Source organism: Agrobacterium sp. 5Ca39 (assembly GCF_055382365.1).
The window spans coordinates 641,730-665,540 of sequence record NZ_AP026437.1 but is presented as its reverse complement, the minus strand read 5'-3'; the positions used below and the strand labels follow the sequence as shown (position 1 = coordinate 665,540).

Here is a 23,811-nt window from a genome sequence, read left to right as displayed (position 1 = left end):
CCGTGATGGTCTCCGGGCATGACGCCGGAGAAGCATCTAGCGGAGAAGCCCCTGGCCGCCATCGATCCAGACCGGTGTGCCGGTCACGTGGCGGGACGCATCGGAGGCGAGAAAACCGATCAGCTCGGCGACATCCTCGCTCGTTCCCGCCACACCCCCCGTTACCGGAATATCTCCCGCTGGGAAGCGAACCGGCACCTCGGTTTTTTCCCGTGCGCGTATCTTCGTATTCTCGTCGATTGCCGTTTTGATCGCACCCGGGCACACTGCGTTGACACGGATGCGGTGCCGCCCAAGCTCCAGCGCCAGTTGCTGGGCCATGGCAAGCTGCCCTGCCTTTGTAACCGAATAGGCGGTCGCGCCGGGCGAAGTGAAGGTGCGGGTGCCGTTGATCGAGGAGACAATGACGATGGAACCGCCGCCTGCCGCCTTCAGATGTGGCACGCTGGCATGAACCGTGAGATAGGTGCCACGGAGATTGATGCGTATCGTGTCGTCCCACTCCGAGGGTTTGAGTTCATCGATAGGCGCCCAGACACCGTTCACGCCAGCATTAGCCACCACGACGTCAAGGCGGCCAAAATCCTCCACAAGCGCTGCAACGGCGCTCCGCATGGCCTCCTCATCCGACACGTCGGCGATGAGAATTTTCGAGGCGCCGGAACGGGCGGTAATGTCGTCGGCAACGTCCTCCAGTTCGGATTGCGTGCGCCCGAGCAGCCCGAGCGAAAAACCCTGGCTGGAGAGATGAAAGGCGGCGGCGCGTCCGATACCTGAACCGGCCCCGGTCACGAGAGCGACTTTGCGAACAGTCAATGTCATAGCCCCCCTTTTCGCGAGGCGATGGAGGTAACGGTCGCCGAGACGGGATCACTGGCCGGAAAGCTGTCTTCCAGCCCCTCTTCCAGCTCCTCCTCCAGAACGTCGCGGTCCCTCGCGGTCCGGGCGCTCGCCTGCACGCGCTCACCCTGCTCGCGCGTTCCATCATTTTGAGCCGTTCCAAGGCGGGAAAATTGCGAGTGTGCGTCGGCACCCTGGCGCGTTCCAAATGCGGTAAGTTGGACCATCACGGCGCTCGCCCGTTTAATCGCTTCCGCGTCGTCGATCCCTTCCAGGCCGTCGGCAAGGCGAACCGAAACGTGATCGCCGTCGCTGCCGGCAAACTCGACGGAGATAGATCCGTCATTGCGTTTTACATAAGTCGTCGAAAGTTGCATGACATGCCCTCCGGCTGGATTCATCGACAAGGCCGATGCGGGAAATGAGTAAAAGCTCACTTCAGAACGACACAGCGTGGAAGGGGTTCCGATGAATCAGGTCTTTGGTCCGGAAATGGACAAGAGTTTTTTCCTTCGCGACGCAGTGGATGTGGCCCGCGCGCTCATCGGAGCGGAATTTCGCGTCGGCAATACCGGCGGCATCATCGTCGAGACCGAAGCTTATCATCCAGATGATCCTGCATCCCACAGCTTCAATGGGAAAACCCCGCGAAACGGGGCAATGTTTGGGCCGGCTGGACGTCTCTACGTCTACCGGTCGTACGGCATTCACTGGTGCGCCAACTTCGTCTGTTCCCCGGGTTCCGCCGTGCTTCTTCGCGCGATCGAACCGCGAACCGGTATCGACATGATGAAACTGCGACGGGGAACTGACAAACTCAGACTCCTATGCTCCGGCCCGGGAAGGCTTTGCCAGGCAATGGCCATCACGGGAGAGATGGACGGCACCGCGCTCGAGGCGCCACCTTTTTTCCTGCAACTGCCGAAAACGGCAACCGCCGTCAGCATCGGCAGGCGGATCGGCATCAGCCGAGGGACCGATTATCCCTGGCGTTTCGGACTCGCGGGCTCACCTTTTGTGAGCAAAAAATTCGAGTCACCCGATCCGGCCTAAAACACCTTCGGGGGCTCGTCGTTTTCGTCGGGATTGGGTGTGGGCACCTCGTCCGGCAATCGGTCGGGCTCCGGCTCTTTGATCGGGGGGATGTCGGGCTGGGGTGGAACCGGCATCGGCGGCTCCGGGTAGGGCTCGACCGGAATTGTCGTCATTGCGGTCTCCTAATGTCAGCGCGGCGGACCTCACGGAAGTCGCTGCTCTTGATCTATGGCGACACTGCGTTGCAATGCTGCCACTCAGACGGCGCAACACCCAGTTCGCCCACCGGTCATAAAGCCGGGAAGGTCCTCTGGATCAGTTTGCGCCGCCCTGCGGGTCGTGGGAAGGAAACGCAGGCGCAGTCCGTCCGTTCCGTTTTTTTCGAGGAAGATTTCGTGATCGCTCAGGCAAAACCGAGAGCGCTACGGGAAATGTCGCGATTTTCACAATAATCGCGTGAATGGGCTTCATGCCCGTGTTCGCGGGCCGTGGAACGTGTCAATTCCGGGCTCGTTACGTTGAGCAACGCATCGGCATAGGTGCCGGTCGCCTCGACGTCATCGATTACAGGCTGCTGTTGCGGTTTTAAAAATTCAAACATCCATCGTCCTCCATCGACACGTCCCTCAACGCGCCGGTCCGGGTCTCTGTTCCATGAACCCGACACCCTTCCGATTATACATGAGATGATGCGGTCGTATAGATGACGAAAGGCGAACGTTCTCAATCGGCGTTCACAAAATGGAGTGGAATCAGTGAGCTATGGCCCAAAGCTCAGACAGGGCCGACCGATTCTCGCAAAATCAGCTCCACAGGCCACAGTTCCTGAACCTCACGGACGGGGCGACCGCCGATGATTTGCAGAAGAAGGTCCGTCACCCTTATTCCGGCCATGCGCATGGGCGAGCGGGTGGTGGAAAGCGGCGGCATCATGCTTTCAGGCGTGAGGTAAGGAAACACATCGTCATGGGCGATGACGGAAACATCCTTGCCGATTGTCAGCCCCATCTGGGTCGCAGCACGGTAGACGCCCTGTGCAGTCATCATCGCACCCGCAACAAAGGCTGTCGGGCGCGGTGTCTGCTCCAGCAGCGAACGGGCGAAGCGGAACGCGGTCTCTTCGCTGAAGTGCTCATTCATCATGAAGCGCGGATCGGGCGTAATGCCATGGGTAGCCAGCGCCTCGCGGAAACCCTGTTCACGATCCCGTACGAAGGTTCGTCCGACCGGCCCATTGATGAGGGCTATACGCCGGTGGCCGCGCTCGAGAAAATGGATCGTCGGACGATAGGTCACATCATGGTTGTCGATATCAAGCCAGGCATGTTCGAAGGGTGTCTTTGAGCGCCCGTGCACGATGAAGGGGACGCCGAGCCGGTTGAGCAGCGCGATACGCTCATCCTCCGGACGCGGTGAGTGCACGATAATGCCATCCACACGACCGCTCGCAGCCAGCCGGCTGAAAATAGCCAGCTCCTCATCGAGATTGTTGTCAACTGTCACGCTGACGAGAATGTCGGTCTCTTCCCGTTCCAGCCGGGTGGCCATGCCGCCCATGAATTCCGAAAAGAAATGTCCTCCGCCCGACCGGCCCATAACGACACCGATAGCGCCGGCCCTGCCGGTTGCCAACCGCACCGCGTTGGCATTCGGCAAATACCCGTATTTGAGCGCAGCCTGCATGACCCGCTGACGCGTTTCCTCACGCACTTCGGGATAGCCGCCCAGCGCTCTGCTAACGGTGGTGGGCGATAGGCCAACCTTTTCTGCGAATTCCTTGAGCTTCATGTTTTTTTGCCAATTCGCCCCCTGCATGCGTCGCCGCTGCGGATTTTTCAAGTCGACAAAAATTGAAAACGATTTCAATTTCTTCCCGCCTGAAACTTTACAGTCCATCATCTTGAAAGGCAACTGATGAAAATTTGCAGGCAAAAACGCCCGATTTTCGCTCGATTAGAAAGAGTATTGACAGATTGCCCGGCTTTTGCGAGCTTCCTTTTAGTCAAAAGCGCTTTCAATTTTGAGGACAATCGGGAGCGTCAACGGAGGAGTTTGACAATGAATATTTCCATGAAGACTTTGTTCCTGTGCGGCAGCGTACTTTCCGCCGCCGTTTCCGCGCAGGCGGCCGAGATTTCCATCGCCGCCAATTCCACCGGCAAGAACGTCGCATTCTTCAAAGAACGCATTGCGGCTTTCGAAAAACAAACCGGCCACAAGGTCAATCTCGTCACCATGCCATCATCCTCCAGCGAGCAGTTCAGCCAGTACCGGCTGTGGCTTGCCGCGGGTAACAAGGATGTCGATGTCTACCAGACGGACGTTATCTGGGCGCCGCAGCTTGCCGACCAGTTCGTGGACCTGACCGCGGCGACCAAGGATGTCATCGGAGATCATTTCCCCTCCATCGTTGCATCGCAAACCGTGGACGGCAAACTCGTCGCCATGCCGATGTTCACAGACGCGCCCGCGTTGTTCTATCGCAAGGACCTGCTCGAAAAATACGGCAAGCAACCGCCGAAAACCTGGAAGGAGCTGAGCGAAACCGCGAAGGAAATCCAGGACAAGGAGCGTGAAGCGGGCCAGAAGGACCTCTGGGGTTTTGTCTTCCAGGGCAGCGCCTATGAAGGCCTCACCTGCAATGCCCTGGAATGGATTGCTTCCGCCGGCGGCGGCCATATTGTCGAAAGCAATGGCGATATCTCCGTCAACAATGAAAAGGCTGCTGCCGCCATCGAAACTGCCAAGGGATGGGTCGGCACCATCGCGCCGCAGGGCGTGCTTGCCTACAAGGAAGAGGAAGCGCGCGGCGTCTGGCAAACCGGCAACTCCGTCTTCATGCGCAATTGGCCCTACGCCTACGCGCTCGGCAATGGCGACGACAGCGCCATCAAGGGCAAGTTCGGCGTAACACCGCTCCCGGCTGGCGCCGAGGGCGAGGCACCGGCTTCAACGCTCGGCGGTTGGAATCTCGCCGTATCCAAATATTCAGCCAACCAGGAAGCTGCCATTGAGCTCGTGAAGTTTATCGCATCCAAGGAAACCCAGAAGATGCGCGCCGTTCAGCTTTCCAACATGCCGACGATCGCTTCGCTTTACGACGACAAGGATGTTGCGGCCGCGCAGCCCTTCATGCCGACATGGAAGCCGATCTTCCAGACCGCCGTCCCGCGTCCTTCCGCCTCGGCCAAGGTGAAATATAACGAGGTTTCGGCCAAGTTCTGGGGTGCGGTCCACAACACGCTCTCCGGCAACGGCACGGCCGCTGAAAATCTTGAGCTTCTCGAGGTTGAACTGACCGATCTCAAAGGCAACGGCTGGTAATACGGCCCGCGCGGGAACGGTCTCGCCTGATCGTCTCCCGCGCCCCAACCGCGAGATATCCCCATGAACGACATCGCCCTTCAAAGACCGGTCACGGCATCCGGCACAGGTTCCGATCTACAGTCAGAACGCTTGAAATCCGCCTGGCTGTTCCTTGCCCCCACATTTCTCGTGCTGGCGCTGGTGGCGGGCTGGCCGCTCGTGCGCACCGTGTGGTTCAGCCTCACCGACGCCTCGCTCACCAATCTGGAGGGAGCACAATTCGTCGGCCTCAAAAACTATCTCACCTGGATCACGCTCAGCAGCGGCCGCACGATCTATCGAGGCCTGCTTGCCGACCCCGCATGGTGGGGGGCGGTTCTCAACACGCTGAAATTCACCATCGTCTCGGTCAGCCTCGAAACGGTGCTCGGCCTCATCGTCGCTCTGGTGCTGAATGCCGAATTCAAGGGACGCGGCCTCGTACGCGCTGCCATTCTTGTGCCATGGGCCATTCCCACCATCGTCTCTGCGCAAATGTGGGCGTGGATGCTGAACGACCAGTTCGGCATCTTGAATGACCTGTTCCTTAATCTAGGCCTGATCTCCAACAAGATCGCCTGGACCGCCAACCCCGAGACTGCGATGATCGCCGTGCTTATCGTCGACATCTGGAAGACCACGCCCTTCATGGCGCTGCTCATTCTCGCCGGTCTGCAAATGGTGCCGAAGGACATGTATGAAGCGGCCAAGGTGGATGGCATCCACCCCGTGAAGGTGTTCTTCCGCGTTACACTGCCGATGATCCGCCCTGCCCTGATGGTCGCCGTCATCTTCCGTATGCTGGATGCGATGCGCGTTTTCGACCTCATCTACATCCTGACGCCGAATAATGCCCAGACCCGCACCATGTCGGTGCTGGCGCGCGAGAATCTGTTCGATTTCGACAAGTTCGCCTATGGCGCCGCCGCCTCCACCATGCTGTTCCTCATCATCGCCTCGATCACGGTCATCTATATGTGGCTCGGGCGTGTCAACACCGATGGAGCCCAGCGATGACCTTGCCCAGCATCCTGAAAACCACCGCCTTTTATGCGCTGGTCGCCGTCATCATGGTGATTTCGGTATTCCCGTTTTATTATGCGATCCTGACCAGTCTGAAATCGGGCTCGGCATTGTTCCAGGTTAATTACTGGCCGCGCGAATTTTCGCTCACCAATTACAGTTTCGTCATTGGCAACGGCACGTTCCTGCGCAATCTCGGCAATTCGTTGCTGGTCGCATCATCCGTCGTCATCTTGTCGCTGTTTCTGGCGGTCACCGCATCCTATGCGCTGGCTCGCGTCCGCTTCCGGGGCCGCGCGTTGCTGCTGCTCACCATTCTGTCGGTTTCGATGTTCCCGCAGATTGCCGTTCTCGCCGGCCTGTTTGAACTGATCCGCTGGGCGGGCATCTTCAACACGCCCTTGGCGCTGATCTTTTCCTACATGATCTTCACCCTGCCTTTCACGGTCTGGGTGCTGACGACCTTCATGCGCGACCTGCCGATCGAAATCGAGGAAGCAGCCATCGTTGACGGCGCGTCGCCCTGGGTCATTATCACCCAGGTGTTCATGCCGCTGATGTGGCCGGCGCTCGTCACGACGGGGCTCCTCGCCTTCATCGCGGCATGGAACGAGTTCCTCTTCGCGCTCACTTTCACCTCATCGAACGAGCAGCGCACGGTGCCGGTCGCCATCGCGCTGCTGTCGGGCGGCTCGCAGTTCGAAATCCCCTGGGGAACGATCATGGCGGCTTCCGTCATCGTCACTGCACCCCTCGTCGTCCTCGTTCTGATCTTCCAGCGACGCATCATCTCCGGCCTCACCGCCGGCGGCGTCAAAGGCTAGGAGAAACATCATGACCACCATTCAATTGCGCGATCTTCGCAAATCCTTTGGCGCCTTCGATGTCATCAAGGGCATCGACATGGATATCCGCTCCGGCGAGTTCATGGTTTTTGTCGGCCCCTCCGGCTGCGGCAAGTCCACGCTTCTGCGCCTCATCTGCGGACTTGAGGAAATCACAGGCGGTACGCTGTCTTTCGACGGCGAAACCGTGAACCGCCTGCCGCCCGCCAAGCGCGGCGTCGCCATGGTCTTCCAGTCCTATGCGCTATATCCGCACATGACCGTGTTCGAAAACATGGCTTTCGGCATGAAGTTGTCGGGCGCAGACAAAGAACAGCGCAAGAAGCGCGTCGAAGCGGCAGCGGAGATGCTGCAGCTCACGCCCTATCTGGAGCGCCTGCCGAAGCAGCTTTCTGGCGGCCAGCGCCAGCGTGTCGCCATCGGCCGCGCCATCGTGCGCGATCCGAAGGTCTTCCTGTTTGACGAGCCGCTCTCCAACCTCGATGCAGCGCTACGCGTGGCCACGCGTCTCGAGATCGCCAAGCTGCATCGCTCGATGCATGACACGACGATGATCTACGTCACGCACGATCAGGTGGAGGCGATGACACTCGCCGACCGCATCTGCGTCCTGCGCGACGGTCGGGTCGAGCAGATCGGCACGCCGCTCGAGCTTTACGAAAGTCCCGTCAACACCTTCGTCGCCGGCTTCATCGGCTCGCCGAAGATGAACTTCCTGGCAGGCAAGTATGCGGAATTAGAAGGCGCGACAACGATCGGTGTCCGGCCGGAACACATCACCATCGCCAGCGACGGCAGCGGGTGGAGTGGAGAAATCGTGCATTCGGAAATGCTTGGATCGGACAGCTACATCTATGTCGAGATCGGCGCCGGCGAGCCTGTTGTCGTACGTGAAGAGGGTGTGACCGGCCGCAAGGCGGGCGAGCGTATCACCATCGTGCCCGATATGGCGCAGATTCACCGTTTTGACGCCGAGGGCCGGGCAATCGCCCGCAACCCCGCCCGCGGCGCCGCCTGAACCCAACTTCCGCCGGGACAACCCAAGTAGCCGGCTTTCACCAAGGAGCATGAGAATGACCATCAACACCGTTGTATGGGGCGAGAATATTCACGAACACATCAATGAGACGGTGCGTTCGATCTATCCAAACGGCATGCACAACACCATCGCCGACGCGCTGAACCAAAATCCCGAGATCAACGCCACCACCGCCACGCTGCAGGAGCCGGAGCACGGCCTTTCACAGGAGCGTCTCGACAAGACCGACGTTCTCGTCTGGTGGGGCCACAAGGACCACGGCGCAGTTCAGGATGACATTGTGGAGCGCGTCGCCAAGCGCGTCTGGGAAGGCATGGGCCTCATCGTCCTGCATTCCGGCCACTTCTCCAAGCCGTTCAAGCGCCTGATGGGTACGCCCTGCGCGTTGAAATGGCGCGAGGCGGGCGAACGCGAACGCCTGTGGACCATCAATCCCCGCCACCCGATCGCCGCCGGCCTGCCCGAGCATTTCGAGCTGGAAAACGAGGAGATGTATGGCGAGCAGTTCTCTGTGCCGGAGCCGCTCGAGACCGTCTTCATCTCCTGGTTCCAGGGCGGTGAGGTTTTCCGTTCGGGTCTCACCTGGCGTCGTGGTGCCGGCAATATCTTCTATTTCCGCCCCGGCCATGAGACTTATCCGACCTATCACGACGCCAATGTGCAGAAGGTCATCAGCAATTCTGTAAAATGGGCCTATAATCCTGTCGGCGCCCTGAAGAGTATTCACGACGCGCCGAATGTTCCCGTCGATAAGGCGCTAGAGCCTATCGAGGAACGTGGCCCCAAGCTGCATAAGGCAGGCGAAGCAGGTTACAGGTAAGGGCTTGGAGATACTGGCATGAGACTTCTCATTCTCGGAACCGGTGGCATGGCCAACAACCATGCCACATATTTCTCTCAGATCCCCGGCGTCGAACTGGTTGCGGCGGTGGATGTGGACGACGTGGTGGCACGGGCCTTTGCGCTGCGCCATAACATCCCGCTCTCTTTCACTTCGCTGGATGACGCCATTGCCTGGGGCGAATTCGATGCGGCGGCGAATGTCACGCCCGATGCCATCCATCACCCCACGAGCCTGAAGCTGCTTGCGGCGGGCAAGCACGTTTTCTGCGAAAAACCGCTGGCGGAAAACTACGCGAATGCTGCCGAAATGGCCGACGCGGCTGAAAAGGCCGGCCTCGTTGCCATGGTCAATCTCACCTATCGCAACGTCGCCCCCTTGCAGGCGGCGCGCGAGATGGTGCTGGCCGGCAAGATCGGCAAGGTTCGCCATCTGGAAGCCTCCTATCTCCAGAGCTGGCTCGTTTCCAAGGCCTGGGGTGACTGGATGACAGAGAGTAAGTGGTTGTGGCGGCTTTCCACCAAGCACGGCTCGAACGGCGTGCTGGGCGATGTCGGCATCCACATACTCGACTTCGCCTCTTATGGCGCGGGAAGCGATGTGCAACGCATCTTCACTCGGCTGAAGACCTTCGACAAATATGAGGGCAACAAGATCGGCGCTTACGATCTGGATGCAAATGACAGCTTCACCATGACGGCCGAACTGGAAAACGGCGCCATGGGCGTCATCCATGCCAGCCGCTGGGCGACAGGCCATCTCAACGAACTTCGTTTGCGCATCCACGGCGATAAGGGCGCACTCGAAGTCATTCATACGCCCGACTATTCCAGCCTGCGTGCCTGCATCGGCGAGGATGTGGAAAAGGCGATCTGGAAGACGATCGAGGTCGATCCCGTGCCGACGAACTACGAAAAATTCGCCAAGGCCGTGATGGAAGGCGGCGTCGCCGATCCCGACTTCCGCCACGCTGCCAATCTGCAGAAGGTACTCGATCTGTCGATCATTGCGGATCGGGAGAGACGCGAGTTGGCCGTTTCGGCTTGATGTGAAAGAACAACCTGCGGCATCACTTTGCCGCAGGTTTCTTCTCCCCGAGGGGAGAAGGTGGCCCGAAGGGTCGGATGAGGGGGCAACGTTGCCGGATTTCGGAGAGCTCGCCCCCTCATCCCGCTGCCGCGGACTTCTCCCCCTGGGGGAGAAGAAACAAGCGGCTTACACTCGCTCAATACATTGTGCGCGTCTTGAGGATGCAAACTACAGCGTAGAATTTCACTCCCGCGCAGCTTCAAACCCCGCGCTTGTTCCCCCATATCAACACATGCAGCTGCGGCAGCACGCGGGCGGAAAACCAGCGATCTTCGCTAACCTTGTCCACCAGCCACAACATCCGGTCCATCACCCCATCGATATCGACACGCGCATCGTCATCATCCGGCGGCGGCGGGGTGTGATTGCCGGGCTGGAGGTAAACCGGCAAATACGGGAAACGCGCGGATGCCGCTTTGGCATAGGCGTAATCCGCATCGTCAAAGACCACGATTTTCAGGGCCAGCTGCGGCCCCTCGCCGGCAGCGGCAAGACAGTCTTCGAAAGCCTGCCAGTCCGTTCCCATGCCGCTCGATGGCGGCTTGGGGCTCAGAACAAGATGGTCGAGATCGGCAAACCAGTCTTTGGCGATACTGCCCTGTGTTTCCAGCGCGAAACGATAGCCTTCAGCCTGCCCCTTGGAGATCAAAGGTCCGAGCGGCTGGACGGCCGGATTGCCGCCAGACAGCGAGACCGTCAGCGGTACGCCACCGGAAAGCCGCCGCACCTCCTGCCAGATTGCATCGACCGGCATCGGTTTCCACGTGTCGCGATAATCGCTATCGACCGCGTGCAGCGTATCGCACCAGGAACAGCGATAGTCGCAGCCGCCAGTGCGAACGAAAACCGTCGGCAGACCGATCAGCAGACCTTCGCCCTGAATGGTCGGGCCGAAGATTTCACTGATGCGTATCGTGGTGTCCTTCGCTGCGATCTTTTGTCCAGTCGCCGTCATGGCCTGTATTCTGCCCAGGTCTTGGCGGTTTCGCTGACGCGGATGGCACTGGTTTCAGGCAGACGATCCTTGCACCAGTCATAGAAATGCTTCGCCAGGCATTCCGCCGTGACCCGGTCATGGCCGAGGACATCATTCAGATGACGATGATCGAAATGATCGTCGATATAGCGCTTCAACGGTGCGAGCTCGTGATAGTCGCGCACAAAACCGTGCTCGTTCAGCTCTTCGCCTGACAGTTCGACTTCGACGATGTAATTATGCCCGTGCAGCCGATTGCACTGGTGATCCGACGGCAGGCTTTTCAACTGGTGCGAGGCGGAAAAGTGAAATTCCTTGGTGATGCGGAACATCAACGCACCTCCTGCGCCGCAAAGGCATGGGTCGCGGCCACCCAGAAATCCGGGTCCTCATAGTCTGTCGGATCGGTGACGCCGGCAAGATGGAAGGCTTCGCGCCGCTCCACGCAGGTTCCGCAGCGGCCGCAGTGACGCAAGCCGCCCTTGTAACAGGACCATGTTTCACCGAAGGGCGTTCCATATTTCGCGCCATCGGTCACGATGGCCGCCTTGGAAACGGTAACGTAGGGCGCAAAAAGGTTTACATCAGCATAGCCTTCAAGCGCATGCGCCTGCATGGCGTTGAAGCTGTCAATGAAGCCCGGCCGGCAATCCGGGTAGATGAAGTGATCCCCGCCATGAACGGCAATCGCCACTGCTTCCGCCTGTTGCGCGGCAGCCAGGCCGAAAGCGATGGTGAGCATGATGGCATTGCGGTTGGGCACCACGGTGGAGCGCATGGTCTCTTCGGCGTAGTGGCCATCAGGCACCTCCACATCGTCGGTCAGTGCGGAACCGGTGAGATGCGCGCCGATGGTTCTGATGTCGATGACATGATGCGGCACGCCGAGCCGTCTGGCGCAATCGGCGGCAAAATCCAGTTCCTTCCTGTGGCGCTGGCCATAATCGAAGGAGACGAGAGCGAGAAGTTCATGTTCCGCGGCGATTTTATGCGCAAGCGAAACGGAGTCCAATCCGCCGGAGCAGATGACGATGGTTTTCATAAGTTGGGATCCCTTGTTTTGACCGGGTGGGCTGCGACCGGATTACAGGGCGGCTTTAAAGCAAAGCGGGGAATTTGTGAAGGCTCTAGCTGAAAACACGAAAAGCGGCAAAGTTACCTTCACCGCTTTTCAAGGAATGATCTTCCGTCCTCAGCGCAGCAACGCCTGCGCCTCCTCAATGCCGAGCGCGGCCGGCTGCGTGCAGGTCGTCGTCATCTCGATGAAACGGCCCTCTTCGCCGGACTTCAGGATCGACGTCATCACGTCGATCCCGTGCAGGGACCGATCCAGCGAGCAGCGGGCGTCGCGCCCCTCCAGAATGGCAATCGCCATATCGGCAAGACCGGCCGTGCGGTAATTTGCACGCGGACCGTTCGGGCTTTCCTGATTGGCGATGCCGAAGGGGTGCGCCCAGCCTTCCAGCGGCTGGATATTCTTGTCGCGACCGCTGGCTTCGACAACACCGCCGAAGAAATTCGGATCCGGCACGTAGATCGAGCCTTCCGTGCCATAGAGTTCCATATTGGCATGACGATGTGACCATACATCCCAGCTCGCCGAAAGCGTGATCGTCGCACCATTCACGAATTCCAGCAGGGCATGGATATTTGTCGGGGTCTCGACAGGGATGATCTCGCCGTTCAGCGGCTGACTGGTCACCGTGCGGGTCGGATTTGCCATCGAAGTGAGCGCGCCGACACGTTTCACCGGGCCGATGAGGTTGATAAGATTGGCGATGTAATACGGACCGAGATCGAGGATCGGCCCGCCGCCCTTGAGGAAAAAGAAGCCCGGATTGGGGTGCCACATTTCCATGCCGGGGCTCATCACATGGCAGGTGCCGGACGTGATGCGCCCGACCTTGCCGTCATCAATATATTGCCGGGCAAGCTGATGCGCGCCGCCGAGGAAGGTGTCCGGTGCGCAGCCGACGGAGAGGTTCTTCTCGCGGGCGATGCGCCGCAGTTCCTCGCCCTCTTCCAGAGACAGCACCAGCGGCTTTTCCGAATAGACGTGCTTACCCGCCTCGAGAATGGCTTTCGACACCGGAAAATGCGCGGCGGGGATGGTGAGGTTCACCACCACGTCGATTTCCGGGTTGGCGAGCAATTCCTCGATGGACTGGGCGACAACACCGAATTCTTCCGCTCTCAGTTCCGCTGCATTGCGGTTGAGGTCGGCGCAGGCCAGCACCTTTATGCCCTTGAAAAGCGGTGCCAGCGAAAAATAAGCAGACGAGATATTGCCGCATCCGATGATGCCGACGCCAAGATCTCTGGCCATGATGAAACTCCGAAATCTGAGACTTAGTAGGTTTTGAACGACGCGATAGAACGGGTAATCAGCCGATCGATGTCTTTCGGGTTGTCGTGTTCGACCACGAAATGTTTCGTGGCGGATTTCGCCTTCAGCGCCGCGACGAGACCTTTCCAGTCCACCGTGCCGTGGCCGACATCGGCCCAACCATCTTCATCCTTATTCTCCCCTGCGGGCGCGATGTCCTTCACGTGCACGGCGGTGATGCGCTTGCCGTAGCTTTCGATCCAGGCGAGCGGATCGGCATTGCCCCTGATAATCCAGGCGATATCCGCCTCCCATTTCAGGTCGGGGCCACCGGCAAATATCTGCTCCTGCGGCGTTGAACCATCGGCAAGCGCCTTGAACTCGAAGTCGTGGTTATGCCAACCAAAGACCAGCCCGGCATCCACAAAGGGCTTTCCGGCTTCCTGCAGGCGCTTGCCAAAGGCGAACCAGCCGGCGGCATCGTCAGGGCGCTGGTCGGGCATAAGGTAAGGGCAATAGATCGCTTCCACACCCAGAGCGCTGGCAATATTCAGCGCCTTTTTGGGATCGCCTTCAAGAAGATCGAGACCGAAATGACCGGTGGGCATGGTCAGGCCGTTGGCGTCCAGTTCGGCACGCAGACCTTTCAGGCCGGCGTCATCCAGCGAAGCATACATGGCGCCGTAACCTTCCACGTGTTTATAACCCGCCGCCGAAAGCTTCCTCAGAATATCGGAAAAGGGTTGAAAATTACGGGCGCTGTAAAGCTGAAAACCGAGTTCTGTCATTGTCTCCTCCATAGAGATGTGGGTCCTGGGAATGTGTGGGAGTGGTCAGCGCCCTTTAGAGCCGTTCCTCGCTTTGCGCGTCGAACAGCGAGGCCATGGTCATGTCGAGGCCAAGGCGCACCTTGGTGCCGGGTGAAAACCGTCTGTGGCCGCCAACGCGCACGGACATGGTATGCCCGGCATGTTTAAGCCAGATCAGATTGTCGGCGCCCATCGGCTCCTCGATATCGACGACCGCCTCGTGCACCTCCCCGCCGACGATATCGGCATCAACGCGCACATGTTCGGGGCGAACGCCCAGAACCACCGCGCGACCGGCGGCAAGCGACGTTTCCGCATGATAACCGTCCAGTGCGAAAGTCACGCCATTGGTGGTGAAGACCACCTTGCCGTCTTTTTCGATCAGCTCGCCGCGCAGGAAATTCATCGAGGGCGAGCCGATGAAGCCTGCGACGAACAGGTTCCTTGGCTTGTTGTAGATGGTGACGGGGTCAGCCAGCTGCTGGATGACGCCGCTTTTCATGATGGCGATGCGATCAGCCAGCGTCAGCGCCTCGATCTGGTCGTGCGTCACATAGATCATGGTGTTCTTCAGCGACTGGTGCAGCCGCTTGATTTCGACGCGAAGCTCCGAGCGCAGCTTGGCATCGAGGTTGGAGAGCGGTTCATCGAACAGAAAGACATCCACATCCCGCACCAACGCCCGGCCGATCGCCACGCGCTGGCGTTGACCGCCGGAAAGTTCGGCCGGCTTGCGTTTCAGCAGCGGCTCGATCTGCAAGATGCCGGCTGCCCTTTTGACCCGGCGATCAATCTCCTCTTTCGGCACTTTGGCGACCTGAAGGCCGAAGGAAAGGTTCTTTTCCACTGTCATTTGCGGATAGAGCGCATAGGACTGAAACACCATGCCGATGCCACGATCCTTCGGCTCTTCCCAGGTAACGTTACGGTCCTTGATGAATATCTGTCCGTCGGTCGGCTCCAGAAGCCCGGCGATGCAGTTGAGAAGGGTCGACTTGCCGCAGCCGGAAGAGCCGAGCAGCACGAGGAATTCGCCGTCGTAAATATCGAGATTGAGGTCTTTCAGCACGGTAACGGCACCGAAGGACAGCGAAAGATCGCGGATGGAAACGCTTTTGTTCATATAGCTCAACCTTTTACTGCGCCTGCAGCAATGCCGCGGACGAAAAGCCTGCCGGAGAGGAAATAGACGATCAGCGGCACGGCCCCGGTCAAAAGGGTTGCGGCCATGTTGACGTTGTATTCCTTCACGCCCTGCACGGAGTTGACGATGTTATTGAGCTGCACCGTCATCGGGTAATATTCCGGCCGCGTGAACACCACGCCGAACAGGAAGTCGTTCCAGATGCCGGTCACCTGCAGGATCATCGCCACCACAAAGATCGGCAGTGACATGGGCAGCATGATGCGGAAATAAATCTGCCAGAAATTAGCGCCATCGATCCGCGCCGCCTTGAACAGTTCCTCCGGCAGTGAGGCGAAATAGTTGCGGAACAGCAGCGTCAGGATCGGCATGCCGAAGATGGTGTGAACGATGACGAGGCCGCTCAGTGTGCCGTAAATACCCAGTTCGCGAAGCACGATAACGATCGGATAAATCATCACCTGATAGGGAATGAAGGCGCCGATGATGAGGATGGAGAAGAACAACTCCGATCCCTTGAACTTCCAGTTCGCCATGGCATAGCCACTGACGGAGGCGACGATGATGGAAATGACGACCGACGGCACGAGGATGCGTACGGAGTTCCAGAAGCCCCGCGAAAGCCCGTCGCAATTCAGCCCTGTACAGGCATTCGCCCAAGCCTTGACCCAAGGCTCGAAGGTAATCTCCACCGGCGGTGCGAATATGTTGCCGAGCCGGATTTCCGGCATGCCCTTCAGCGAGGTAACGACCATCACGTATAGCGGCAGCAGGTAATAGGCCGCAGCCACGAACAATGTGCCGTAAAGAATGATGTTGCGGCGGGAAAAGGTTTTCCTTGGCTTCTTGCCGCGCGGGCCGGATAGCTCATTGGAAACCGCATCGTTGGCGGCAACAACCGTGTTCAATGTGCTGAGATTAGCCACGTTTCTTGCCTCCGAATTCAAGGTAGGCCCATGGAATGATGATGATCGCAACCGTCAGGAGCATCATCGTAGAGGCGGCAAAGCCCTGCCCCAGATTCTGCGCCTGGAACATGTAGTCATAGACATATTTTGCCGGGACCTCGGACGCGATGCCCGGCCCGCCGCTTGTCTGCGCCACCACGAGGTCGTAGACCTTGACGATGCCGCTGGCGATGATGACGAGCGTGGTGATGAAGACGGGACGCATCATCGGGATGATTATGAGGGTGTAGGTCTTCCACATCGGAATGCCGTCAACGCGCGTCGCCTTCCAGATGTCTTCATCAATGCCACGAAGACCGGCCAGCATCAGGCACATGACGAGCCCCGTGCCCTGCCAGAGCGCCGCGATCAGAATGCCATAGATAACGATCTCGGAATTGTAGAGCGGGTCGAACGTGAAGCTTTCCCAGCCAAGCGAACGAACAACGGACTGGATGCCAAATTCCGGGTTCAGCAGCCACTGCCAGACGAGGCCGGTAACGATGAAGGACAAAGCGAAAGGATACAGGAAGATGGTGCGGAACGCGTTTTCAAAACGTATTTTCTGATCCATCAACGCCGCCAGCACGAAGCCGATGACAAGGCTGAAAATTAGCGACAGGATGCCGTAAATCGCCAGATTCTGGATTGAGACGATCCAGCGCGGCGCGGCCCACAGCCGCTCATATTGATCAAAACCGATGAAGTTCGCCCGCGGCAGAAGCTTGGAATTGGTGAAGGAATAAACCACCGTCCAGACCGTGCCGCCAAGAAAGATCACCACGGCGGTCAGTATCATCGGAATGGAGGCAATCTTCGAATTGAGATTGCGGAAAAGCTGGTTGGGCCGCCGTGAGCGCGCTTGACCTGCCATGTTACCTCCTCCTGTAACGTTACAGTCAACGGCCGAGCACGGGGCTCGCCGCGAGAAACTCCGGCCATTGCCTGTTATCCTGGCATAGCCCGGACGTTGGAAGGGGAGCGGCGAACCGCTCCCGATCCGAAGAGATTACGATCAGTCAGCCGAACCGATAATGTCCGCGAAACGCTTCTGCCCGTCTTCCGCCGACATCGAGCCCGCGAAGAATTCCGCCATCAGATCTTCCTTCTGTTTCTGCGTATCGGCGGAAATCAGCTGGTCGGTGCTGGTCAGCGCATTGCCCTTGGCCAGAATTGCTAGACCCTTTTTCATGCAGTCATTGGCTGCATTCAGGTCGACGTCGCCGCGGATCGGCAGCGAGCCTTTCTTCAGGTTGAAGGCAACCTGCGTTTTCGGATCAACGATGGTCGCGGCAAGAACATCCTGCGCCTTGGTTTTCGCCTCGTCCTTCAAAACGGGGAAATAAAAGGCGTCGCCACCCGTGGTCAGGTATTCACTCAGGCCAAGGCCAGGAAGGCAGGAATAATCAGTGCCGGCTTTCTGGTTGGCGAGCTGGAATTCACCCTGGGCCCAGTCGCCCATGATCTGGCCGCCGGCCTTGCCGGTGATGACCATGTTGGTGGCCTGGTTCCAGTCCTGAACATTGGTGCCCTTGGCCATGTCGCGCGCTTCGACGGCAGCTGCGAAAATCTTTGCCATCTCAGGACCTGCCGCTGCTTCGGCATCCTTGTCGCCATAGACCTTCTGATAAAGGTCCTTTCCGCCGATCGAAAGCGTCAGCGTGTCGAACAGGCCGTTCGCCTGCCATGCCTGGCCGCCAAGCGCGAGCGGCTGGATACCGGCCTTTTTCAGCGCCGGCGCTGCCGCAACAAATTCCGTCCAGTTCTTCGGAACTTCGACGCCCGCTTTCTTGAAAGCCGCATTGGAAAGCCACAGCCATTGCCACGAATGGATATTGACCGGCGCGCAATAGATCTTGCCGTCGATGGTGCAGCTGTCGAGCAGGCTCGCCGGCTTGATGACCTCTTTCCACTTACCCTTTTCGGCAACGTCGGACAGGTCCCGCATCAGGCCGGCCTGCACCAGTTCTTCCGCCTGCCGGCCGTGGTTGAACTGGGTGGCACCCATCGGATCGCCGCCGGTGATGCGGCTGATCATGATCGGCCGGGCCGTGCCGCCCGAACCGGCAATCGCGCCGTCCACCCATTTATTGCCGGTCGCGTCGAAAGCCTTGGCCAGTTCGGCCACCGCCGCGGCTTCGCCGCCCGATGTCCACCAATGGGTCACCTCAAGATCAGTGGCCCCGGCAAAGCCCGCCGGAATCATCACGCTGGCCAGAAAAGCCGCAGAAATAACACGCATTCGCATGAGTCTCCTCCCTCACTGAAACGTTGCAGTTGGAACGTATGCGAAGATTTTTGATTAGGCAACCGCCTAAAATACGAATCTCGTTACTGCATTCAGCGGCGTCTCGAAGGATGGCAAAATCCGCCTGACAGGCGGACCGTAGAGGGGCTTGAGCGCCGTAATCCACACGGAATGCCACCGGTTTAAAAACTCTGCGCAGCAAGTAAACAGGTGCAAGAGACAATGAAACGCTGGCATATTCTCCTGATCATCGGATTGATCGGTGTCGCATCGCTCCTACTCGCCGCGTTTGAGCAGATCATACCGGGACAGCAGGTTTCAATGGCGATGCGCCTGTTGATACTCCTCCAACCAGCAGTCCTGACCGTCGCCTCGGTCGCCACCGGCCAAGCCCTCGCCGCAAAAATCGGGCTCCATGCGCCTTTGATCGATAGCTGGCTGACGGGCGGCGATCCGCATGCGGTACTGCGAAAACAAGTGCCTCCTGCACTTGCTGCGGGTGTTGCCGTTGCCACTGTGATGATCGTCTATTTGTCGGCGATCCTGCCCTTGGTCACAGATGCAGCAACCATGGCAAATATGACCAGATTTGGCATTCCCCTGGCCACCCGGCTTCTCTATGGCGGCGTCACCGAAGAGCTATTGACCCGATGGGGCATGATGTCGTTTTTCGCGTGGATTCTCTGGCGCTCTACAGGAGGCGGGCAGATTCGAGCGTTCATAATGTGCGCCGCCATCGTGATCGCTGCCGCTCTGTTCGCCGCTGGTCATCTGCCGTTTCTGTTTACCATTGCCGCGCAGCCCCGGCCGGCACTCGTCCTTGCGGTGCTGACCGGGAATTTTATTCCCCGACTCATCTTCGGATGGCTATTTTGGCGCCGGGGACTGGAGGCGGCAATTCTCTCTCATGGCTTTGCCCATTGTATAAATGCACTGGCGGCCTGAACCAAAAGGCAAAGCGTGCAGACGTCCGCTTCGCTTATTCTCTTGGCTAAGTAACGCCTATTGCCTCTTGTAATCGTCCTCGATGCGGATGACATCGTCCTCACCGATATAGGCTCCGGTCTGGATTTCGACCAGTTCGAGCGGGATCTGCCCCTCATTGGCAAGACGGTGCGGCTGGCCGATCGGGATATAGACCGACTGGTTTTCCGTCAGCAGCCGGGTCTCGTCACCAATCGTCACGGTGGCCGTTCCCTTGACGACGATCCAGTGTTCCGAGCGGTGATAGTGTTTCTGGAACGAGATGCGGTGGCCAGGATCGACGGTGATATGACCGACCCGATAACGCTCATCCACATACATGTGCTCGATGTAACCCCAGGGCCGGTAAACGCGCTTGTGGGTCTGCGTCTGTGGCGCATGTTCGCCGTCCTTCAGCGTCTCCACCAGACCCTTCACGTCCTGCACCCGGTTCTTCGGCACCACCAGAACCGCATCCTTGGTGGCCACCACCACCATGTCCTTCGCGCCCACCACCGTCGTCAGCAATTGCGTCGAATGGATGAGGCAGCCTTCGGAATCGATGAAGACGCCGTTACCTTCCAGCGCATTGTCATTGCTGTGTTTGTCGGCGATCTCCCAGATCGCGTCCCAGCTGCCGATATCCGACCAGCGAAAATGGCCGTGCACGACAGCCATGCGCCTGGTCTTCTCAATCACGGCATAGTCGATGGAATTCTTGGGCGAGGCTTCGAAGCTTTCCTGATGCAGACGCACGAAACCGAGGTCGCTTTCATATTGCTCGACGGACTGCGTTACCGCGGCCAGAATTTCCGGCGCAAAGGCCTCCAGTTCGGCAATCATCACGTCGGAGCGGAACAGGAAGTTTCCGGAATTCCAGAGATAGCCTTTTTCGAGATAGGAGATCGCCGTCTTCATGTCAGGCTTCTCCACGAAGGCCTCGACCTTGCTCAGATCCTTTTCACCATCAATCGCCTCGCCCGGCTTGATGTAACCATAGGAGGTGCGCGGCTCCGTCGGCACCAGGCCGAAGACGACGATATTGCCCTGATCGGCTGCTTTGGCGCCGAGTTTCACGGCATCGGAAAACTTGTCGGCATCGAGCACCACATGGTCGGCAGCAAGCGCCAGAACCAGGCATCCGGGCTCGCGGCGCTCAGCCAGCACGGCGGCGGCGGCCATGGCGGCGGCGCTGTCGCGGCGGGCGGGCTCAAGCACCACGGTGGCCGGCAGATCGATCTCCTCCGCCTGACGGCGGGCAAAAAAACGGAAATCCTCGTTGGTGATGACGAGTGGCTCGGAATAAAGCGTTTCGTCACCCACCCGCTGCAGGGTCTGCTGATAGGTCGAAAGATTGCCGACCAGCGGCTGAAACTGCTTGGGCAACTGATCGCGCGAGACCGGCCATAGCCTGGAGCCAGCACCACCGGCCAGAAGAACCGGCGTGATCTTTCGAGATTGTTCCTTCACAATAAAACCTTTCCAACATCAAAAAATTTCCCGGCGCGCCGGACAATATACATTTTTCCCAATACCGCCATCATCGGTTCATGGGCGGACAAGCGCAAGCTCATAAATCCCCCTTGTGAAAGCTTGGTGAACGGCTGGGCGTCTGCCCCGGCACGCTTTCCTAACGCCACGCGACAGGTGAGGTTCCGCTCGATTTCTTCGCGCGGATCGATGCGGAGCAAATAAAAACCCCGGGATTGCTCCCGGGGCCGGTTTCAAGTGAGGCGTGACGCAAGCGTCAGCCCGGCAATGCATAGGCGATGACATAGTCGCCACGGTCAGGAGACTGGCGTGCGCCGCCAGCTGAGATGACGATATACTGCTTGCCTGTCTTCGGAGACTTGTAGCTCATCGGGCCGCCCTGGCTGCCGACCGGAAGGCGGGCCTTCCAGACTTCCTTGCCGGTCGCCGTATCGAAAGCGCGCAGATAATAATCCTGCGTGCCGGCGATGAAGACGAGACCGCCCTGAGTGGCCAACGTGCCGCCGAGCGTGGGCATGCCGATCGGGATCGGAAGGCCCATCTTGATGCCGAGCGGACCGGTATCCTCGACAGTGCCCACGGGCACCTGCCACTTGATCTTCTGGGTCTTCATGTCGATAGCGGTCATCGTGCCATAGGGCGGGGCCTGGCAGGGTATACCGAGAGCCGACAGGAAACGGTTCTTGTTCACCGCATAGGGCGTGCCCTTCATGGGAACGACGCCCATACCGGTATTGACGCTTTCGCCGCCACTCGCGACAGCCTTGGTCGGTGCCGCTTCCTGCATCTGGATCCAGAGACCGAGGCGCATGTCGTTGACGAAGATCGTGTTCGTGGTCGGGTCCGTCGAAAGACCGCCCCAGTTCATGCCGCCGAGCGAGCCCGGGAACGAAAGGGAGAGGTCCGTGCCCGGCGCCGTATAAAGGCCCTCATAACGCATGCCCTTGAAGGCAATGCGGCAAAGAAGCTGGTCAAACGGGGTCGCGCCCCACATGTCCGCTTCCGTCAGGGTCTGCGCACCGATCTGCGGCATGCCGACCGAGCGTGGCTGTGTCGGCGCGTAGCGCTCGTTCGGAATATTGGCGGGCTTGACCGGCACTTCTTCAACCTTGGTCAGCGGCTGGCCTGTCGCCCGGTCGAGAACATAGATCTGCGCCGCCTTGGTGCCGAAAACCAGTGCCGGAACAGTGGTTCCATCCGCTTTCGGGAAATCGACGAAGCTCGGCTGCATCGGCACGTCGAAGTCCCAGAGGTCGTTATGAACCGTCTGGTAGACCCATTTTTCGCGACCGGTGGTGGCATCGAGCGCCAGCATCGAAGCACCATATTTATGGTCGAGCGGTGTGCGAGTCGCGCCGTACAAGTCCACCGAAGGGCTGCCGACCGGCATGAAGACGGTGTTCAGCTCCGGATCATAGGACATGGACGCCCAGACGTTGGGTGTGGAACGCGTGTAGGTCTGTCCCTCGGGCGGAAGTCCGGTAATATCAGGGTTACCAGGGTCGAAGGCCCAGCGAAGCGCGCCCGTCACCACATCGAAACCGCGCATCACACCGCCGGGCATATCGACCTGAACGTTGTCGGCGATACGGCCGCCGACAACGACAGTCGTGCCGGCAAGCGTAGGTGCGGAGGTCAACACATATTGCGGGTCCGGCGCATCGCCGAGACCGATCTTCAGGTCGACGCGGCCATTGGTGCCGAAATCAGGGCAAAACGCGCCGGTGTCGGCATCAAGCGCTATCAGTTCCGCATTGATGGTGTTCATCAGAATGCGACGCTGGCAAAGCGCGCCCTCGGCCACCACAGCCGGGGTAACCGGCGTGGAGCCCGGCACGGTCGGCTGCTTCAGCGGCGCCTTGGCGTCGAAATAGGCAAGACCGCGGCAACGCATCCAGACGGAAGATTTCGCGTTGATTTCCGTCTTCCACTTTTCTGCGCCGGTATCTGCATCAAGAGCGATGACATTGTTATGCGGCGTGCACAGGAATACGGTGTCGCCAACCTGCAGCGGCGTTTCCTGATCTTCCGCACCATTCGCGCCGGGGCTGATCGGGGTATCGCCGGTGTGGTAGGTCCAGGCGACTTCGAGGTTCTTGACGTTGTCGCGCGTGATTTCATCGAGAGCGACAAAGCGGCTGCCGCCGGATGTATTGCCGTAATGTTCCCAGTTCTTCTGCTCCGTTTCCGGTGTGACAGGCGTCAGGGCTGCCGGTTCACCATTGAAGGCGACGGTGGGGTGCGGCACGAACATGCCGGCAAAACCCGCGCCGGTGGCGATGGCGAGAATGGCGGCAATGGCGAAAGAGGCGCCGTATGCCGGAGCCTTGCCGGCCGCGCGACGCAGGAGAGGATAGGAGAGCGCAACGACAATGGCACCGACGCCCATCGCGAGAAGGCGTGAAATGAGCGGCCAGAAGTGCAATCCGGCTTCCCACACCGCCCAGATGCCGGTGAGGACGAAGACAAAGCCGAAGAGAACCGCACCGGCAGGCTTGCGCAGCAGGATGAGCAGGCCCGAGACGATGAGCGCGATGCCTGCCGTGACGAAATAGAGGCTGCCGCCGAGGGCCACAAGCTGGCCGCCGCCAATGGCGAAGAACAGGCCTGCGGCAACGATGACAGCGCCGAGCACCAACAGCCACAATCTGGCTGGGAGCGATAAAGAAGTTGCTGGATTACCCATGAAAGAATGTCCGGTTAGAAGAGCTGCCCCAAAAGGCTGAAGCCCGTTGATTGTTCAGCGTCCGGCGATGCCGGGACAGCCTGCGGCCGCAATGGCCAGGCGAAAATGCGCCGAAGGCGGCGCGGCTGAACGGGGAACAATGGTGGGGAAGACTTCCGTCGTGA

Annotated in this window: 25 protein-coding genes; 8 read left to right on the top strand and 17 right to left on the bottom strand. The window is 59.2% G+C overall.

Features of this window, described 5'->3' with window-relative positions:
- Positions 1-36: 36 nt before the first annotated feature.
- Both ACZ47E_RS16835 and ACZ47E_RS16830 read right to left on the bottom strand, forming a co-directional pair.
- Positions 37-822, bottom strand: a complete 786-nt coding sequence (locus tag ACZ47E_RS16835; protein WP_034498250.1) for an SDR family oxidoreductase — start codon at positions 820-822, stop codon at positions 37-39.
- Positions 819-1,217 (bottom strand): hypothetical protein, encoded by a 399-nt coding sequence (locus ACZ47E_RS16830; protein ID WP_464017063.1) that lies wholly within the window; start codon positions 1,215-1,217, stop codon positions 819-821. The genes ACZ47E_RS16835 and ACZ47E_RS16830 overlap by 4 nt, the downstream gene beginning before the upstream one ends.
- 91 nt (positions 1,218-1,308) lie before the next feature.
- Between ACZ47E_RS16830 and ACZ47E_RS16825 the strand changes: the two genes are divergently transcribed.
- The gene (locus ACZ47E_RS16825) at positions 1,309-1,893 is read left to right on the top strand and encodes a DNA-3-methyladenine glycosylase (RefSeq protein ID WP_108081208.1); all 585 of its coding nucleotides are present in this window, start codon (positions 1,309-1,311) and stop codon (positions 1,891-1,893) included.
- On the opposite strand, the gene ACZ47E_RS16820 is transcribed toward ACZ47E_RS16825, so the two are convergent.
- From ACZ47E_RS16820 to ACZ47E_RS16810, 3 genes are all read right to left on the bottom strand, one after another.
- Positions 1,890-2,048 (bottom strand): hypothetical protein, encoded by a 159-nt coding sequence (locus ACZ47E_RS16820; RefSeq protein ID WP_004438532.1) that lies wholly within the window; start codon positions 2,046-2,048, stop codon positions 1,890-1,892. The genes ACZ47E_RS16825 and ACZ47E_RS16820 overlap by 4 nt on opposite strands.
- 230 nt (positions 2,049-2,278) lie before the next feature.
- Positions 2,279-2,476 (bottom strand): hypothetical protein, encoded by a 198-nt coding sequence (locus tag ACZ47E_RS16815; RefSeq protein ID WP_006698591.1) that lies wholly within the window; start codon positions 2,474-2,476, stop codon positions 2,279-2,281.
- Positions 2,477-2,649: 173 nt separating this feature from the next.
- On the bottom strand, positions 2,650-3,663 hold the full coding sequence (locus ACZ47E_RS16810; RefSeq protein ID WP_108081207.1) for a substrate-binding domain-containing protein: 1,014 nt from the start codon (positions 3,661-3,663) through the stop codon (positions 2,650-2,652).
- A gap of 270 nt (positions 3,664-3,933) precedes the next feature.
- On the opposite strand from ACZ47E_RS16810, the gene ACZ47E_RS16805 reads away from it, so the two are divergent.
- The 6 genes from ACZ47E_RS16805 (at position 3,934) to ACZ47E_RS16780 (ending at position 10,015) form a co-directional block, all read left to right on the top strand.
- Positions 3,934-5,199 (top strand): ABC transporter substrate-binding protein, encoded by a 1,266-nt coding sequence (locus tag ACZ47E_RS16805; protein ID WP_004438522.1) that lies wholly within the window; start codon positions 3,934-3,936, stop codon positions 5,197-5,199.
- A 63-nt stretch (positions 5,200-5,262) separates the two neighbouring features.
- Positions 5,263-6,237 (top strand): carbohydrate ABC transporter permease, encoded by a 975-nt coding sequence (locus ACZ47E_RS16800; RefSeq protein WP_004438520.1) that lies wholly within the window; start codon positions 5,263-5,265, stop codon positions 6,235-6,237.
- Positions 6,234-7,067 carry a carbohydrate ABC transporter permease gene (locus ACZ47E_RS16795; protein WP_004438518.1) on the top strand — a complete coding sequence of 278 codons (834 nt, stop codon included), beginning with the start codon at positions 6,234-6,236 and terminating at the stop codon, positions 7,065-7,067. Before ACZ47E_RS16800 ends, ACZ47E_RS16795 begins: the two co-directional genes overlap by 4 nt.
- A 10-nt stretch (positions 7,068-7,077) precedes the next feature.
- On the top strand, positions 7,078-8,106 hold the full coding sequence (locus ACZ47E_RS16790; protein WP_034498255.1) for an ABC transporter ATP-binding protein: 1,029 nt from the start codon (positions 7,078-7,080) through the stop codon (positions 8,104-8,106).
- 55 nt (positions 8,107-8,161) lie between these two features.
- On the top strand, positions 8,162-8,947 hold the full coding sequence (locus ACZ47E_RS16785; RefSeq protein WP_004438513.1) for a ThuA domain-containing protein: 786 nt from the start codon (positions 8,162-8,164) through the stop codon (positions 8,945-8,947).
- Positions 8,948-8,965: 18 nt separating this feature from the next.
- A complete protein-coding gene (locus ACZ47E_RS16780; RefSeq protein ID WP_022563630.1) occupies positions 8,966-10,015 on the top strand; it encodes a Gfo/Idh/MocA family protein in 1,050 nt (349 codons plus the stop codon).
- A gap of 241 nt (positions 10,016-10,256) precedes the next feature.
- Here ACZ47E_RS16780 and queE read toward each other — a convergent pair whose 3' ends face one another.
- The 9 genes from queE to ACZ47E_RS16735 form a co-directional block, all read right to left on the bottom strand.
- Positions 10,257-11,012, bottom strand: coding sequence for a 7-carboxy-7-deazaguanine synthase QueE (gene queE / locus ACZ47E_RS16775; RefSeq protein ID WP_034498256.1), 756 nt, complete (start codon positions 11,010-11,012; stop codon positions 10,257-10,259).
- Positions 11,009-11,365, bottom strand: coding sequence for a 6-carboxytetrahydropterin synthase QueD (gene queD / locus ACZ47E_RS16770; protein WP_004438504.1), 357 nt, complete (start codon positions 11,363-11,365; stop codon positions 11,009-11,011). The genes queE and queD overlap by 4 nt, the downstream gene beginning before the upstream one ends.
- Entirely contained in the window at positions 11,365-12,075 is a 711-nt protein-coding gene (queC, locus tag ACZ47E_RS16765) for a 7-cyano-7-deazaguanine synthase QueC (protein ID WP_034498257.1), read from the bottom strand. The genes queD and queC overlap by 1 nt, the downstream gene beginning before the upstream one ends.
- Before the next feature lie 150 nt (positions 12,076-12,225).
- Positions 12,226-13,359 (bottom strand): Gfo/Idh/MocA family protein, encoded by a 1,134-nt coding sequence (locus tag ACZ47E_RS16760; protein WP_022563627.1) that lies wholly within the window; start codon positions 13,357-13,359, stop codon positions 12,226-12,228.
- Positions 13,360-13,382: 23 nt separating this feature from the next.
- A complete protein-coding gene (locus tag ACZ47E_RS16755) occupies positions 13,383-14,147 on the bottom strand; it encodes a sugar phosphate isomerase/epimerase family protein (protein ID WP_464017062.1) in 765 nt (254 codons plus the stop codon).
- A 55-nt stretch (positions 14,148-14,202) separates the two neighbouring features.
- Entirely contained in the window at positions 14,203-15,291 is a 1,089-nt protein-coding gene (locus ACZ47E_RS16750) for an ABC transporter ATP-binding protein (protein ID WP_034498259.1), read from the bottom strand.
- 5 nt (positions 15,292-15,296) lie between these two features.
- Positions 15,297-16,238 carry a carbohydrate ABC transporter permease gene (locus ACZ47E_RS16745; protein WP_004438490.1) on the bottom strand — a complete coding sequence of 314 codons (942 nt, stop codon included), beginning with the start codon at positions 16,236-16,238 and terminating at the stop codon, positions 15,297-15,299.
- Positions 16,231-17,133 carry a carbohydrate ABC transporter permease gene (locus tag ACZ47E_RS16740; protein ID WP_004438488.1) on the bottom strand — a complete coding sequence of 301 codons (903 nt, stop codon included), beginning with the start codon at positions 17,131-17,133 and terminating at the stop codon, positions 16,231-16,233. Before ACZ47E_RS16740 ends, ACZ47E_RS16745 begins: the two co-directional genes overlap by 8 nt.
- A gap of 141 nt (positions 17,134-17,274) precedes the next feature.
- Entirely contained in the window at positions 17,275-18,507 is a 1,233-nt protein-coding gene (locus ACZ47E_RS16735; protein ID WP_034498262.1) for an ABC transporter substrate-binding protein, read from the bottom strand.
- A 222-nt stretch (positions 18,508-18,729) separates the two neighbouring features.
- Here ACZ47E_RS16735 and ACZ47E_RS16730 point away from each other — a divergent pair, with 222 nt between their 5' ends.
- Positions 18,730-19,452 (top strand): CPBP family glutamic-type intramembrane protease, encoded by a 723-nt coding sequence (locus tag ACZ47E_RS16730; protein WP_108081205.1) that lies wholly within the window; start codon positions 18,730-18,732, stop codon positions 19,450-19,452.
- Positions 19,453-19,509: 57 nt separating this feature from the next.
- Here the strand turns inward: ACZ47E_RS16730 and ACZ47E_RS16725 are convergent, their stop codons facing one another.
- Genes ACZ47E_RS16725 through ACZ47E_RS16715 form a run of 3 tightly spaced genes read right to left on the bottom strand, consistent with a single transcriptional unit; the run spans position 19,510 to position 23,647 of the window.
- Entirely contained in the window at positions 19,510-20,940 is a 1,431-nt protein-coding gene (locus ACZ47E_RS16725) for a mannose-1-phosphate guanylyltransferase/mannose-6-phosphate isomerase (RefSeq protein WP_004438481.1), read from the bottom strand.
- Positions 20,937-21,161: a hypothetical protein gene (locus ACZ47E_RS16720; protein WP_034498265.1), complete on the bottom strand. Its 225-nt coding sequence runs from the start codon at positions 21,159-21,161 to the stop codon at positions 20,937-20,939. The genes ACZ47E_RS16725 and ACZ47E_RS16720 overlap by 4 nt, the downstream gene beginning before the upstream one ends.
- Before the next feature lie 56 nt (positions 21,162-21,217).
- Positions 21,218-23,647, bottom strand: coding sequence for a glucose/quinate/shikimate family membrane-bound PQQ-dependent dehydrogenase (locus tag ACZ47E_RS16715; protein WP_045534382.1), 2,430 nt, complete (start codon positions 23,645-23,647; stop codon positions 21,218-21,220).
- Positions 23,648-23,811: the final 164 nt, after the last annotated feature.

Excerpts from the sequence above, each read along its gene's own strand:
- ACZ47E_RS16835 (WP_034498250.1), bottom strand. The coding sequence starts at position 822 with ATGACATTGACTGTTCGCAAAGTCGCTCTCGTGACCGGGGCCGGTTCA.
- ACZ47E_RS16805 (WP_004438522.1), top strand. The coding sequence starts at position 3,934 with ATGAATATTTCCATGAAGACTTTGTTCCTGTGCGGCAGCGTACTTTCC.
- ACZ47E_RS16810 (WP_108081207.1), bottom strand. The coding sequence starts at position 3,663 with ATGAAGCTCAAGGAATTCGCAGAAAAGGTTGGCCTATCGCCCACCACC.
- queD (WP_004438504.1), bottom strand. The coding sequence starts at position 11,365 with ATGTTCCGCATCACCAAGGAATTTCACTTTTCCGCCTCGCACCAGTTG.
- ACZ47E_RS16795 (WP_004438518.1), top strand. The coding sequence starts at position 6,234 with ATGACCTTGCCCAGCATCCTGAAAACCACCGCCTTTTATGCGCTGGTC.
- ACZ47E_RS16790 (WP_034498255.1), top strand. The coding sequence starts at position 7,078 with ATGACCACCATTCAATTGCGCGATCTTCGCAAATCCTTTGGCGCCTTC.
- queC (WP_034498257.1), bottom strand. The coding sequence starts at position 12,075 with ATGAAAACCATCGTCATCTGCTCCGGCGGATTGGACTCCGTTTCGCTT.
- ACZ47E_RS16785 (WP_004438513.1), top strand. The coding sequence starts at position 8,162 with ATGACCATCAACACCGTTGTATGGGGCGAGAATATTCACGAACACATC.
- ACZ47E_RS16815 (WP_006698591.1), bottom strand. The coding sequence starts at position 2,476 with ATGTTTGAATTTTTAAAACCGCAACAGCAGCCTGTAATCGATGACGTC.
- ACZ47E_RS16820 (WP_004438532.1), bottom strand. The coding sequence starts at position 2,048 with ATGACGACAATTCCGGTCGAGCCCTACCCGGAGCCGCCGATGCCGGTT.
- ACZ47E_RS16780 (WP_022563630.1), top strand. The coding sequence starts at position 8,966 with ATGAGACTTCTCATTCTCGGAACCGGTGGCATGGCCAACAACCATGCC.
- ACZ47E_RS16825 (WP_108081208.1), top strand. The coding sequence starts at position 1,309 with ATGAATCAGGTCTTTGGTCCGGAAATGGACAAGAGTTTTTTCCTTCGC.
- queE (WP_034498256.1), bottom strand. The coding sequence starts at position 11,012 with ATGACGGCGACTGGACAAAAGATCGCAGCGAAGGACACCACGATACGC.
- ACZ47E_RS16760 (WP_022563627.1), bottom strand. The coding sequence starts at position 13,359 with ATGGCCAGAGATCTTGGCGTCGGCATCATCGGATGCGGCAATATCTCG.
- ACZ47E_RS16740 (WP_004438488.1), bottom strand. The coding sequence starts at position 17,133 with ATGGCAGGTCAAGCGCGCTCACGGCGGCCCAACCAGCTTTTCCGCAAT.
- ACZ47E_RS16750 (WP_034498259.1), bottom strand. The coding sequence starts at position 15,291 with ATGAACAAAAGCGTTTCCATCCGCGATCTTTCGCTGTCCTTCGGTGCC.
- ACZ47E_RS16800 (WP_004438520.1), top strand. The coding sequence starts at position 5,263 with ATGAACGACATCGCCCTTCAAAGACCGGTCACGGCATCCGGCACAGGT.
- ACZ47E_RS16730 (WP_108081205.1), top strand. The coding sequence starts at position 18,730 with ATGAAACGCTGGCATATTCTCCTGATCATCGGATTGATCGGTGTCGCA.
- ACZ47E_RS16830 (WP_464017063.1), bottom strand. The coding sequence starts at position 1,217 with ATGCAACTTTCGACGACTTATGTAAAACGCAATGACGGATCTATCTCC.
- ACZ47E_RS16715 (WP_045534382.1), bottom strand. The coding sequence starts at position 23,647 with ATGGGTAATCCAGCAACTTCTTTATCGCTCCCAGCCAGATTGTGGCTG.
- ACZ47E_RS16735 (WP_034498262.1), bottom strand. The coding sequence starts at position 18,507 with ATGCGAATGCGTGTTATTTCTGCGGCTTTTCTGGCCAGCGTGATGATT.
- ACZ47E_RS16755 (WP_464017062.1), bottom strand. The coding sequence starts at position 14,147 with ATGACAGAACTCGGTTTTCAGCTTTACAGCGCCCGTAATTTTCAACCC.